The 12,329-nt window shown below is 63.8% G+C and carries 13 protein-coding genes; 5 read left to right on the plus strand and 8 right to left on the minus strand.

The features are described 5' to 3' along the window. Nucleotides 1–144: 144 nt before the first annotated feature. On the minus strand, nucleotides 145–1,359 hold the full coding sequence (locus G6N59_RS31605; RefSeq protein ID WP_197907887.1) for a YceI family protein: 1,215 nt from the start codon (nucleotides 1,357–1,359) through the stop codon (nucleotides 145–147). Further along, entirely contained in the window at nucleotides 1,356–1,736 is a 381-nt protein-coding gene (locus G6N59_RS16450) for a DoxX family protein (RefSeq protein WP_138233286.1), read from the minus strand. Before G6N59_RS16450 ends, G6N59_RS31605 begins: the two co-directional genes overlap by 4 nt. 355 nt (nucleotides 1,737–2,091) lie before the next feature. Here G6N59_RS16450 and G6N59_RS16455 point away from each other — a divergent pair, with 355 nt between their 5' ends. Further along, nucleotides 2,092–2,541: a MarR family winged helix-turn-helix transcriptional regulator gene (locus G6N59_RS16455; RefSeq protein WP_234884451.1), complete on the plus strand. Its 450-nt coding sequence runs from the start codon at nucleotides 2,092–2,094 to the stop codon at nucleotides 2,539–2,541. Between the two features lie 67 nt (nucleotides 2,542–2,608). Here G6N59_RS16455 and G6N59_RS16460 read toward each other — a convergent pair whose 3' ends face one another. From G6N59_RS16460 to G6N59_RS16470, 3 genes are all read right to left on the minus strand, one after another. After that, on the minus strand, nucleotides 2,609–3,235 hold the full coding sequence (locus tag G6N59_RS16460; RefSeq protein ID WP_138233288.1) for an NADPH-dependent F420 reductase: 627 nt from the start codon (nucleotides 3,233–3,235) through the stop codon (nucleotides 2,609–2,611). Then, complete coding sequence (locus G6N59_RS16465; RefSeq protein WP_138233289.1) at nucleotides 3,232–3,762, minus strand: nuclear transport factor 2 family protein; 531 nt, start codon at nucleotides 3,760–3,762, stop codon at nucleotides 3,232–3,234. Before G6N59_RS16465 ends, G6N59_RS16460 begins: the two co-directional genes overlap by 4 nt. 107 nt (nucleotides 3,763–3,869) lie before the next feature. After that, nucleotides 3,870–4,604, minus strand: a complete 735-nt coding sequence (locus tag G6N59_RS16470) for an SDR family NAD(P)-dependent oxidoreductase (RefSeq protein WP_138233290.1) — start codon at nucleotides 4,602–4,604, stop codon at nucleotides 3,870–3,872. Between the two features lie 129 nt (nucleotides 4,605–4,733). On the opposite strand from G6N59_RS16470, the gene G6N59_RS16475 reads away from it, so the two are divergent. Beyond that, the gene (locus G6N59_RS16475) at nucleotides 4,734–5,384 is read left to right on the plus strand and encodes a TetR/AcrR family transcriptional regulator (protein WP_138233291.1); all 651 of its coding nucleotides are present in this window, start codon (nucleotides 4,734–4,736) and stop codon (nucleotides 5,382–5,384) included. A 339-nt stretch (nucleotides 5,385–5,723) separates the two neighbouring features. On the opposite strand, the gene G6N59_RS16480 is transcribed toward G6N59_RS16475, so the two are convergent. Beyond that, nucleotides 5,724–6,431 carry an IclR family transcriptional regulator gene (locus G6N59_RS16480; protein WP_234884452.1) on the minus strand — a complete coding sequence of 236 codons (708 nt, stop codon included), beginning with the start codon at nucleotides 6,429–6,431 and terminating at the stop codon, nucleotides 5,724–5,726. A gap of 38 nt (nucleotides 6,432–6,469) precedes the next feature. Continuing rightward, nucleotides 6,470–7,936, minus strand: a complete 1,467-nt coding sequence (locus G6N59_RS16485; protein WP_138233293.1) for an APC family permease — start codon at nucleotides 7,934–7,936, stop codon at nucleotides 6,470–6,472. A 477-nt stretch (nucleotides 7,937–8,413) separates the two neighbouring features. On the opposite strand from G6N59_RS16485, the gene G6N59_RS16490 reads away from it, so the two are divergent. The 3 genes from G6N59_RS16490 to G6N59_RS16500 all read left to right on the plus strand — a co-directional run bounded on the left by G6N59_RS16490 (nucleotide 8,414) and on the right by G6N59_RS16500 (nucleotide 11,895). Beyond that, nucleotides 8,414–10,039, plus strand: coding sequence for an APC family permease (locus G6N59_RS16490; RefSeq protein WP_138233294.1), 1,626 nt, complete (start codon nucleotides 8,414–8,416; stop codon nucleotides 10,037–10,039). Nucleotides 10,040–10,651: 612 nt separating this feature from the next. Continuing rightward, nucleotides 10,652–11,236 carry an MspA family porin gene (locus G6N59_RS16495; RefSeq protein ID WP_235678753.1) on the plus strand — a complete coding sequence of 195 codons (585 nt, stop codon included), beginning with the start codon at nucleotides 10,652–10,654 and terminating at the stop codon, nucleotides 11,234–11,236. Nucleotides 11,237–11,295: 59 nt separating this feature from the next. Further along, a complete protein-coding gene (locus tag G6N59_RS16500) occupies nucleotides 11,296–11,895 on the plus strand; it encodes a hypothetical protein (RefSeq protein ID WP_138232276.1) in 600 nt (199 codons plus the stop codon). 183 nt (nucleotides 11,896–12,078) lie between these two features. Here G6N59_RS16500 and G6N59_RS16505 read toward each other — a convergent pair whose 3' ends face one another. Continuing rightward, nucleotides 12,079–12,318, minus strand: a complete 240-nt coding sequence (locus G6N59_RS16505) for a hypothetical protein (protein WP_138232277.1) — start codon at nucleotides 12,316–12,318, stop codon at nucleotides 12,079–12,081. Nucleotides 12,319–12,329: the final 11 nt, after the last annotated feature.

Below are 12,329 nucleotides of genomic sequence, written 5' to 3' on the forward strand. Positions count from 1 at the left end.
GGCAGCGCAGCAGCAGCCGACGTGTCACTCCTCAAACAACGTGGTATCTCCCAGGCCTTTGAACAGCGGGCAGGGCGCGTGGTCCGACTCGCCGCCAGATGAAAGATGTTGTTGTACAACGACTGCTGCGATTCGGCGCGGGCCCTACACGGGTGCGGCGCCGCCCTCTGATCGGGTCGGCGCGGAGGGCTGTTTGACCGCCTCCACGGACACGGTGACGTCGACGGTGTCAGCGAGCATCGGGCCGCCGCCGGCTAGCACGGGGGTGTCGGTCAGGACGCCGAAGTCGCTGCGCTTCAGTTTGATTGCGCCTTCGAACCCGGCCACTTCACCGTGCCCCATACCGGCGCTCACGCCGAGAAATGAGAATGGCAGTGGTAGGCGTTTGGTGATTCCGCGCAGGGTGAAGTCGATGATGAGCACCCAGTCGTTCTGCCCGGTGCTGTGCATGTCGACCGAGGCGAGGGTGGCGGTGGGGAACTCGTCGGCGCCGAAGATGTCGGGTGCCCGTAGGTGTTCGTCGCGGTCCGGGTTGCCGGTGTCCACCGATCCAACCGCGATGGTGGCCGTGAAGCTCGGAATTCCGTTCTCCGGCACGGTGATTGCTCCGGAAAAGTCGCCGAACCGCCCACGTACTCGGCCGACCATCAGGTGGCGAACCGAGAACGTGATGGACGAGTGAATGGGGTCGATCGTCCACGTACCGGGTGAGACTTGGTGCTCGACAGTCGAAGTGGACTGGGCGTTCTGCTCAAGTGCGGACGGCAGCTCGTAGAGTTCGCGTAGGACCAGGGCGTTGCGGGCCTGGATGAGTGTGCCGCCCTCATCGAGGCGGCCGAGTTCGATGGGGGCAAAGCCGAGATCGGCGCACAGCCCGGCCACCGTGGCGCTGGCTGCGGAGTCGTTGCTGGACACGAAAACCACGCGTTTCCCGAATTCGGGTGGGCGCTTCTCGGCCAGCTGCCTGGCGGCGGTTTGGTTGAACGACTTGACCATCGCGGCGCCTGGGAAGGCCTCGGCGTTGTACTCGGTCGACAGGCGGCCGCCGAGGATTTGCTCAGAGTTGGGCACCAGAAACGCGTTCGTAGCGTCGACGACGATCTTGCCCGACCAGTCCGAACGGGTCGTGCCCAACTCGCGGACCTTCAGGAACGGAATGGCCAGGATGATCACGTCGGCATCCAGGGCCGCGTCTAGCGTGGTCGGTGTAATCGAGGCGGACAGTTCGGTGACGTCGATCGTCTCCGGTCCTCGCGTGTTGGCCCACAGTGCTGGGACGTGGTGGTCGGAGAACCGTTGCGCCAAAACCGCGCCAACGCTGCCGGTGCCCACGACGGCGTACTGCAGAGCGCTGTTCATCGCACGACCTGCAAGGTCCGAGCGGCCGCGATGAAGACCGCCACCGCCAGGAACACGGCGTTCACGGGCCACTGCTTGTACTCCGCGCGACGACCGTGGAACACCGCCGCACCCACCTGCAGCAGCGCGAGCCCCACCGCAGCGGCAGGCGTCAGGATGCGCGCGATGCCGGTCAGCCACGGCAGGATCAGCCCGAGAGCGCCGGCCACCTCGACGCCGCCGATGAGCTTGATCGACGTCGCAGATAGCGCCTCAGCGGCGCCAGCCGTGGAGGGGTTCTCCGCTAGTTGCTCCTTGGACTTCAGCAGTTTCGTACCACCGATGAAGAGATATGCGGCGGCGAGTAATCCGGACGCGATCCATACCGCGATGTTCACGAGGGCTCCTCGAAGACGTCTGTGTGCGAACAGGTTTGGCCCGAGCGGTTGTGCGTTCTGGGTTCGCATTCCCGCGGGCACGGCGAGCGACATCAGTTGATGCTTCAACAAACGTAACCTCCATTAACGTGATGCGTCAACCAATGTGCTGCACCGCACTCATTGCGGGCGTGACGCAGACGACGCCGCCTCGTGACGGCCAAGCGCCGTCGCCGGTAGGCACTTCACGTTCAATGGTTGATGGTTGAACTATCCTTCAGACGGAAGAGGAGGTTCGGATGACAGCTGTGCGATGGGCCACCATCGGGTCACCGCCATGACGCGACCCAAGCGTGAACGTGTCCAACCCGAAACGGTGTGGCTCGACGACGATCAGCAACGTGCGTGGCGTCAGCTCCTATCGATGATCATGGAGCTTCCGGCGGCCCTGGAAAGGGATCTGCAGCGCACCACGGGACTAACGACGTTCGAGTACCTCGTATTGGCGAATCTGTCGGAAGCCGACGACCGGACGCTGCGGATGTCGGAACTCGCCGCCAAGGCAAACTCCTCGTTGTCGCGGTTGTCCCACGTGGTCAGGCGCCTGGAAGACAACGGGTTGGTGCTCAAGGGTGTCTGCGCCGATGACGGCCGGGTAAGCGTGGTCGAGCTCACGAAGGCGGGAATGCGGCGGGTCGCCGACGCGGCCCCGTTGCACGTTGCGAAGGTGCGCGAACTGGTGGTTGAACCGTTGACAAAGGCGGACCTGATCAGGCTGGGCAAAGCGGCCGAGGCCATTAGTGACCGGATCGCCGAGTCTGGTTGATCGCATCGATTGCTCATTCAGGCCCTGATCGAGGCGCCCGACACTGCTCGGGGCTGCGCAGGGTGGCTCAGCCAGAGAATTCGGTGGCGCCGAGTGCGACGTCGAAGTTGTCGAGTCCATGACGGGCGAGGCCCATGAGGACCAGGCCCGTTCCCTCCAGCCAGTGCGCCATGGTCAAGGCGCCGACGTCCAACGGGCGCAGCCCGAGACTGACGATGAACTCCGACACGCGCGCCTTGGCCTGCGCATCGTCGCCGGCCATGAACACATCCAACGTCCGGCCCTTCTCCAGGACGTGACCGAAGACGGTGTTGAAGGCCTTCACCACGCGGGCGCCGGCCGGAGCCGCCGTGGCGACTTCCAGCGCGATCGAGGTGTCAGCGGGGAGGGCGAGCCCGTCGGCACCGGCATTGAAGGGGTTGCTGATATCGACTATGACCTTGTCCGCCAACGCGTTTCCGTACTGGATGACGACCGGCACGACGTCGGCGTACCTCAGGGCCACGATCACGACGTCCCCGGCCGGGGCGGCGCCGAACGCTCCCGTCGTGGTGCTGCCGCCGAGAGTCGTGGCGAGGTCAGCTGCCTTGGACCGATCGCGGCCGATGACCTCGACGGTGTTGCCTCCCGCTACCGCCAGCGCCCCGATGGCGCGGGCCATGTTGCCGGTGCCGATGATGCTGATACTGCTCATGAGATATCCCGTCCTGTAGTGACATTCGCGTCCTGTCCCTTGTCGCCGGATCCGGCACGCGGCCCCACCCCGGCCGACCTGTCCCGAGTCTCAGCGAACGTTGACTCCCCATGCGTAAGGAGTTCCCATGGCTGCATGCCAAGCAGACCGGCAAGGCGTCGCTGCATCTGAACGCCGGACGACAGCGGGCGCCACCATATGGTCACCTCGGCGATCCTGCCGTCCGCGTCGAGCAGGATGTAGTCCATCCCGTCGACCACGGTGCCTTCGACCTGCAGCCGGAAGTACGCGGCGTGGTGCGTCTCGCCACTGAGGACTTCCTTGTAGGTGAGGTCGGCCGCGAGCGCGCCGACCCCCTGCATTGCCTCGAGGACTGCCTCGCGGCCGATGAGTGGCTCATCGCCGAGCGGGCTGTACAGCACCACGTCCTCGGCAAGGATTCCGCAAAGGGCGTCTTTGTCGGCGCCACCGTGCATGGTCTCGACGAAGAATTCCACGGTGTCGCGGTGCCGGGCGAAGGTGGTCATGGCTACTCCTGTTGCTCGTTGTGTGTGACCTGATCGGTGACCCAAACCCCGTTGGAGTCGATGTGCCAGGTCGTCGAAATGTCGACGTACGTCCCGGTGTTTCTCACTTAGATCACTGTGGTGCCGCCGTCGACCACGAGCTCCATGCCATTGACATAGCTCGAGTCTTGGGAGGCGAGGAACAACGCGGCTGACGCGATCTCCTCAGGGCGGCCCATCTCTCGCCGCGGGATCACCGACTCGAACTGCGCCTTCATCTCCTCGTCCATCACCTCTTCCAGCATCGGTGAGGCGACCTGTCCGGGGGTCAGCACGTTCACCCGGATTTTCCTGTCCCTCAACTCCGACACCCACACCCGTGCGTAGGCGGGCAGCACGGCCTTGCTTCCCGCGTACACACTCCAATTCGGATAGCCCCGCAGCGAAGCGTTTGACCCGGTCATGAAGATCGAGCCGCCATCGTTGAACAGTGGTAGCGCCTTCTGGACCGTGAAGAGCGTCCCGCGCGCGTTCAGCCAGAAGGCGTCATGGAAGTCCTCCTCGGTGATCTCGCCGAGCTTGGCCTGCTTCCCCGTCCCGGCGCTTGCCCACAACACGTCGATCGAGCCCTTTTCCTGTTTGACCGTGTCGAACAGACGGTCCAGATCGCCGAGGTCGGCCGAATCGCCTTGCACGCCAGTGACGTTCCGGCCGATCAGTTCGACGGCTTCATCCACCGCGTCCTTCCGTCGGCCCGTGATGAAGACGTGAGCGCCTTCCTCGACGAACAACTTGGCACCGGCCAGCGCCATACCACTTGTTCCGCCCGTAATTACTGCGACCTTGCCATCGAGCTTTCCCACAATTACTCCATCCATCGGATTGCATCACCATTATGTACACCTAGCAGTGTGCTTAACACGTTAGCGAACAGCTGCGGACATGGCAAGCTATGTACACCGATCTGTACCTAACTGAGCTACGCTGGAGGCATGACGGAACTGGAGAAGGGGCCGCGAGGCCTGCGCCGCGGCAGGGGCGCACGAGAGCGCATCCTCAGCGCTTCACGACAACTGTTCCGCGATCAAGGCATCAACAACACGGGCCTGGACCAGCTCTGCGCGGTAGCCCAGGTGTCCAAGCGCACCTTTTACCAGCACTTCACCGGCAAGGATGAGCTGATCGCCGAACACCTGCGCCGATTTGATCCCGACCTTCTGCCCGAGGTGTTCGACCGCACCGACCTCACACCTCGCGAACGGCTCCTCGCCGCCTTCGACATTCATGCACCGCTGTGCCCATTCATCGCGGCCGCCGTAGAGATAAACGACCCGGACCACCCCGCACGCGTACACGCCGCCGACTACAAGAAGGCCTTCGCCGCGCGGCTCACCGAAACCGCGCGCCAGGCCGGCGTCACCAACCCTGAACAGCTCGGCGAACAGCTGGCGCTGCTCTTGGACGGCGCTTCGGCCCGCAACCGAGTCCTCAACGCCGACACCTTCGCCACCGCCGCCGCCATCGCCACCGTCCTCATCGACGACGCCATCCCCACGGCAGCGGTACCGCCCGGCGCAGGCGGAAACACGTCGACCGAGACGGCGCCGCATCCCGGATCCGACGGCGAGTTCAGCCGACGTTGATGCCAAGCAAGAAGTTGTCCCCCGCGCCATAGCTCCCGGACCTACTGACAGCAGGCCCGCACCCGCCAGCCAGTGCGCCATGCTCAGGTCGCCGATGTCCTGCGGTCGCGAATGTTCATGTGGCTGTGAAACTTTGGGCATGAATGTGAGACAAGTCGCGACCAATTCGATCGGGATGTCGGCGCGGCCGATCGCCTGCTGAACCACCTGGATCTGCTGATCGGTGTCGCGTTCGACGTCATCGCTGAGCATCGGTACCCACCGACCGTCGGTCAGATCCACCGTTTATCTGACAGTCCCGTGTCACCGACCTTGAGAAGGTAGCTGAAAGATGAAGGGCTAGAAGATGAGTGGCGACAGAGTCTCGGCATATTCTCGTATCGCAGCTACGTGGCTGAGGAGAGCCTCAGCGCGCGTAGAGGGTCCGGAAATGCACAGTGCACCCGTGGTGTCGCCGTTGGCGTCAACGAGTGGAACTGCGACGCAAGCGAGTTGAGATGCGAGTTCCTCGATTTGGGTCGAGAAGTTGTTGTTTCGAATGGTCTTCAGTTCGTCCTGAAGCGCTGCGAGGTCGGTAATGGTGTGCGGGGTCAGTTTCACCAACGGTGTCCTGGGCAGGAGTTCGCGCCACTCGGTTCTGTGGGCGAGGAGCAGTTTGCCGGCTGCGGATGCATGGAGGTAGCGGACGAGTTCCCGCTCGGCACGTAGCGGATGATCGGGATCGGCGTCGAGGACTCGTACTGATCCGGACGAGAAGGCGGTGACGTGGACGGCGAATCTGACACAGTCACGTAGCTCCGCGAGGCGACGAAGGGCAGCTGTGGATATCGAGGCTGTGGTCACCGCCGCGATGAGCCCGCCGAGTCGTTTGCCGAGGCCGAATCCGCGGAGATCGGATGTCCTTACCAGATACTCCTCGCCGACAAGGGAATTGAGGGTTCGGTAGGCGGTCGCTGGAGGCATGTGCAGCGCTGTTGCGATCTCTTTGGCTGTGACTCCCAGCCCGAGCGCTGCGACGGCCTCGATGATCCGCATCGCGTTCGACATGGAGCTTGGGTGGTGGATTGTGGGGTCGCGCATCGAACTCATCGGAACGTACCCGCGTTGAGAAGGTCGGCGCGCTGCGTCTCGTCGTAGATGCCGACTGCTGCCAGGCGCGCCGGGGCGAAACATTTAAGGGCGAGGGTAAACAGGATCGACGTGATGATGAATGCACCGTAGATGGTGAGGAGCACGCTCCCCTCGTGCACCGCGAACACGACGGCGTTGACGGCCAGGTACAGGAGCGCGCCTGTGGTGATGGTAGCCAGGTACCAGACCGCTGGAGTGGACTCACCGATACGGCGCAACAGGATCGGCGAGGACATACACGCTGCCAGGTAGCTACCGAGGTAGCCACATGCGCTGAGCGTGAGGAAGATTCGCAGACCATCTTCCGGGGTGGCGCCGAGGATCAAGACAGTGATGGGCACTGCGGTGACCACCGCCATGGAAACTGCTATCGCCCAGGCCGGTGTCCGGAATCGGTCATGGGTGCGTCCGAACCATTTTGGCGCCACCCCTTCGCGGCCCATGCAGAACAACACCCGCACGAGGGCGTTGACCGATGCCAACGTGCAGGCAAAGAACGATGCGGCGATGCCGACGTCAAGGATGCACGCCAGCGCCGTCGATCCGTCGGCCAGCAGCAACTGCACGATCGGCGTGGAACTTTCACGCGCCACCCCAGGGGCATCCGCAAGGGCGACCGCCTGGACCGGTACGGCGACCAAATAGATCACCGCGGTGGCAAGCGGCGTCCAACGGATGGCGCGCGGTACCGAGATGAAGGGCCGTTGCGCTTCCCTGCTCAAGGTCGTCGGGCTTTCGAAGCCGACGAATGCGCTGATGGCGACGAAGACGCCAAGGGACCAGCTCTGCAGGTTGCCGTCCCAGGTCAATGCCGGCGCGATCGGCGCACCGGCCGGGTGGCGGGTGATCAGGACGATCAGCATCGCGACCACGATGACGATCGATACGCATTCGGTGAAAAGGGCGACGATCGCCGAGATCCGGATTCCGCGGATCATGATCAAGGACGCGAGTAGTCCGGCGGCGGCAGCGATCCCAGCCACGGCGGCGATCGGGGATTCCGCCGAAATGCCCAGGGCGACAGCAATGTGGACGAGGTACGCGCCGACCGCGATGAGTCCTACCATGCCGACCGTGGCGTAGCCCAGAATCGCCGACCAGCCGGTCGGCACCGCGATACCGGGTCCGAGTCCACGCGCGGTGTAGCTATACAACCCGCCGACGGCGGCCATCCGTCGGGCCATCGGCCGCAGACACTCAGACACCAACGCGATCACCACCGTGGCGCAGATGAAAGCCCAGATCGCGCCCGCACCCCCCACGCTGGCAATCACGAGCGCCGGAGTGACGCAGGCCGTTCCAGTCGGCGCGATGGCGGCGACTGCTTGAGCGAGCACGGGCAGCCCGCGAAGCTGACGACGGGGCAGCCCCTCTACCGGGGACGTCTCCGCGACGAGGCTGCGGTAGGGCGCTCCGGTCATCGTGACAGCTCCTCTCCCGGCGTCGCGGTGGCTGAAGACCGACCGCGCGCTCGGCGGTCTCACTCCGAAACTCAGGCAAGAGTCCGGTTACCTCATTGCCTCCACATGACATTTATGTTTCTGGCTTGTTAACGCCCCTGATAAAAAGGGGTGCCTAAAGTTCTCAATGCGGTTTGCGTCACTGTGTGTTCTTCATTACACGCTGCCGTTAGCGTGGGTCGGGCAAGCGGATCGCGACCCCGAGCGACAGTCCCACCACCCCCAGTGGTGTCCATGACCACGACCACGACCCCGTAGCCCGCACTCCTCGTCGTCGGCTCGGCCAACGACCAGGTTCAACGACGTACAAGCCCTATCCGGCGCTGCTGGCGGATGCCGCCTGCGCCGGTCGCCGCCAACCGTCACAACACTCAAGGAACCGAATGCCATGACCAGTCAAACCTTGTGTGCACGTCACACCAACCTCCAGGACAACTCATGACCACCGATGCCAGGTCCACGGTCGGTGCGCCCACCGCGGATCTGCTGGCTGCCGGCGGCTCGGTGGATCGGCTCAGGCCCAACGCGCTCGGACTGATCGACGTGATCTTCATGGCGGTGGCCACGTCGGCGCCCATCACCGCGATGAGCGGCAACGTGCCCTTCGCGGTCGGTTTCGGTGTAGGCACCGGGGCGCCGGCGACGTACATCTTCGCCACCATCGTGCTCACGGTGTTCGCCGTCGGCTATGTCGCCATGGCCCGCCACGTCACCTCGACCGGCGCGTTCTACGGCTTCGTCTCTCACGGTCTGGGCCGAGTGGTCGGTCTCGCAGTGGGATACATGGTGACGTTTTGCTATTCGGCGTTCGAAGCGTCCCTGATCGGAATCTTCGCCTACTTCGGCAACAAGGTCTTCCTCGACCAGATCGGCCTCAATATTCCGTGGCCATACTTCGCATTTGCGTGCATCTTGTTAAACGCAATCCTGGCATTCTTCGACATCTCGTTCGCGGCCAAGGTGCTCTCCGTCTTACTGATCACCGAGATCGCGATTCTCGCGGTCATGGCGGTTGCCGTGCTCACCCACGGCGGCGGCCCGGACGGACTGATGCCCCAGGCGATCAACCCGGCCAACGCGTTCAAGGCGAACGGGCTGGCCCTCGCCGCACCGGGACTGGCGATGTTCATCGCGTTCTGGTCCTGGACCGGGTTCGAATCGACCGTCATGTACGGCGAGGAATCCCGCAACCCCCGCAAGATCATTCCGATCGCCACCCTGATCGCGGTGACCGGCGTCGGCCTGTTCTACATCTTCGTGTCCTGGATGACCGTGGCCGGCAACGGCGCAGCGGCATCCATTGAGCGTGCTCAGAGCGCCAACCCGCTGGACATGTTCTTCCATCCGACTGAAGTATTCGTCGGCCATTGGGCGGTGCTGGTGTTCCAGTGGCTGATGATGACCGGGTCCTTCGCGTGTGGTTTGGCGTTCCACAACTGCGCGGCTCGCTATGGCTACGCACTGGGCCGGGAAGGACTGCTGCCGCGGGCACTCGGTCGGACCCACCCCAAGCATGGCTCGCCCTACATCGCCTCTTATGTGCAGATGGTGATCGCCGCACTGTGGATCCTCGGGTTCTGGCTCTTCAAGAAGGACCCCTACCTGGACGTCTTCGTGCTGCTGGCGGTGGTCGGGACGTTCTCGCTGCTGATCGTGCAGACCATCACCATGGCGGCGGTGTTCAATTACTTCCGGCACCACCATCCGGGAGAAAGTGTGTGGCGGGTCAAGGTTGCCCCGGTCGTCGGTGGACTCGGCATGCTCGCGGTAGTGATTCTGATGATTCAGAATCTCGACACCGCCGCCGGCTCGGCAGCGAGTTCCCTTCTGTTCAAGCTGATCCCATACATCGCGATCGTGCTCTTCGTCATCGGATGCGCAGTGGCGCTGTATCTGAAGAGGGCCGACCCGGCCAAGTACCAGCTCATCGGTCGAGTGGTGCTCGCCACCGACGGCCACGGCCCGGTCTATGACGCCGATGAGGAAGGCGACGGACCGGCCGAAGGTGCCTCTGCGACAACCGCATCCACCGATGATCTGCCTGACGCCGCGCCCATCCGGTGATGGTGAGCAATTCCGGACATTCGGCCCGCAGCCACGGCCAGCTGGATGCCCGTGCGAATCCCGGTACCCCGCAATCCATCAGCACAAACACCCAAAGGACTTCAGCATGACCGGCTACTCCCACCCACGCTCGCCGGATGCCGTGAGGCGGACTACCCAGGGTTTGGCTCCCACCCTGCCGCAGGCCACTTTCATCACCCGGAGCCTGAAACCAGCTCGCTGTCAACGTGTTACAGCCATGGCGTGCCGACGCGCTCACGCTACCGGAAGGGTTCTCAGTCGCCGCTGAACCAATCGGATTGCCCAGGTTTCCTTCGGGTAGGTAATGAACTGATGACCACGATCAGCGCTTACTTAGCCGACACTGGAGCCTACTCGAAGTAGTGATCAACGAATGCCTACCAATACCAAGCTTTTTCACACATCAACCGCTGCTGGCCCGCCTGCGAGTAAGCAGTCGCGAAACGCACGTCTCATAGAAAGAGGCGAGCCACTCGATAGATGCGAGCGGCGAATAGAAATGGAGCACACTCAATGACGCACCTGCCCTTTCTCGGCTCAGTACCCTTGTCGCCCAAGCGGATCGGAGCCGTTGCTGCAGCGGCGGTCTGTATGGTCGGCTTGATGGAGGCCACGCCGGCGCACGCCGACCCGGCCGTGATGGCGCCGCAGGTGTACGACAAGGTCAGCCGGGATGGCTGGCATTTGCAGATCAAGATCGATCATGAGTCGATCAACTCGGTGCCGAACCTGGCGGCGGCGGTGAACTCCCGGGAGGGCTTTGTGACGGCATCGGGTACGGCGACCGCCTCCGGTGGGTCGAGTCCGATCACGGACAGCATCTTCATTCTCGGTTACCAGTTGGGTTGCCAGTCCGACGTTTCGACCGGTCTGCAGCTTGGTGGTACCGGTGGTGCCTCGGGCTCTGGCGGGCTTCCGTTTACCGGGGTCAGCGGCACGATCGGTGCGGCGGGTTTCGTCCAGACCGTGATCCAGCCCGGTGTGATCGTTGATCTGCCGCTGGCGAACATGGCGCTGTCCGATAGTGGCACCGCCATGCTCGACATCGACAACATCCACATCAAGGCCGATGCCTGCGGTGGTGATGTGAACATTCGGTCCTACGCGTACCTGAGGATTTCGACTGCCAAGTCGCACACGGAGTTCGCCATCTACGGCGACCCGAGCAAGATTTGATTCGGGTAGGAGAGAGGCGAATCATTATGTCACGCAAGCGAATCAGGCCAAGGTCGCTGGTGGTTCTCTTCGGGCTGGTGGGGTTACCGTTCGCGCCGGGTGTGGCGTCGGCACAACCGCCGGCCCCACCGGTACTGCCGTGGTTTCCGGGACCGCCGACACCGGTGAGCCCGACCATGGGTAGCTATTCCTTTGCGCCCAACTGGATCACCAGCCCGCCGCCGGCCGCGTACGACGCTCGTGGAGTGCGGGCGGCGGTCAGTGTCGACCCGGCCATGAATGCCGACGGCTTGCCGGGTAGCGCGTTGGGGCTCAGCCCCAACAAGGCGAACCTGCTGACCTCCAGCAGTATGCGGTATCGGATCGGGGCCGGTCTCACCCCCAACCCGACGCTGCCGACGGTGGCCCCGGGTACCAATATCGGGGCGGGGATGGAGGTTCCCACGCTCGAGGATCCGGGCGGTGCGGCGCCGAAGACGGCACCGGGCTCCGAATCGGCCCAACCGACCACGGCGCCCGCGGTGCCGGGGCAGCCGGCGCCCATCCTTGAGGCGGCCACCGGTCAGCCGGCGGCGGCCACGCCGACATCGGCGGCACCGGAGCCTCCAGCGGGCCCGCCGCCAGTTCAGGTGCCTGCCGCATCTCCGCCGAATTCTTGAGGCGATGTATCGAGTGCCGGCGACTGCGTCAGCGCAGTCGCCGGTGCGTCCCCTTCAACGACATCGAACGAGTCTGCCGATGGTGGCGCGCTTGCTCGAGATGACGAGCGGCACGGCGATCTCAGCGATGAAGGTGAAGTGGTTGACCGCCCATCCAAGGTAGACGTTGTTCATCGCCAGCGGCTACCACGAGAACAAGGAGAACTGGTGGATGCGGCTGATGTAGTACATAGCGGTGCCATTGGTCCAGATCTCCGCGGTGGCCTTGAGGTATCCGGCCGCGAAGTAGAGCACCGCGATCTGCACCAGCATCGCCAATGAGGCTGCGTTGTGCAGCAACGGGATCGCCGGCCGCCGACGAGACTCGGACTCCAGCCTGGTTCGCCGGCGCTTCGCGCCGGGCGCCAAATAGTCGTTGGACACGGTGAACACCA

Origin of the sequence: Mycolicibacterium aubagnense (assembly GCF_010730955.1) — a bacterium.
GTDB classification, from domain to species: domain Bacteria; phylum Actinomycetota; class Actinomycetes; order Mycobacteriales; family Mycobacteriaceae; genus Mycobacterium; species Mycobacterium aubagnense.

Coding starts and splice junctions, on each gene's coding strand:
- G6N59_RS16475 (WP_138233291.1), top strand. CDS start 4,734: ATGACGGAACTGGAGAAGGGGCCGCGAGGCCTGCGCCGCGGCAGGGGC.
- G6N59_RS16465 (WP_138233289.1), bottom strand. CDS start 3,762: ATGACCACCTTCGCCCGGCACCGCGACACCGTGGAATTCTTCGTCGAG.
- G6N59_RS16495 (WP_235678753.1), top strand. CDS start 10,652: ATGGTCGGCTTGATGGAGGCCACGCCGGCGCACGCCGACCCGGCCGTG.
- G6N59_RS16480 (WP_234884452.1), bottom strand. CDS start 6,431: ATGTCGAACGCGATGCGGATCATCGAGGCCGTCGCAGCGCTCGGGCTG.
- G6N59_RS16490 (WP_138233294.1), top strand. CDS start 8,414: ATGACCACCGATGCCAGGTCCACGGTCGGTGCGCCCACCGCGGATCTG.
- G6N59_RS16460 (WP_138233288.1), bottom strand. CDS start 3,235: ATGAGCAGTATCAGCATCATCGGCACCGGCAACATGGCCCGCGCCATC.
- G6N59_RS16485 (WP_138233293.1), bottom strand. CDS start 7,936: ATGACCGGAGCGCCCTACCGCAGCCTCGTCGCGGAGACGTCCCCGGTA.
- G6N59_RS31605 (WP_197907887.1), bottom strand. CDS start 1,359: ATGAACAGCGCTCTGCAGTACGCCGTCGTGGGCACCGGCAGCGTTGGC.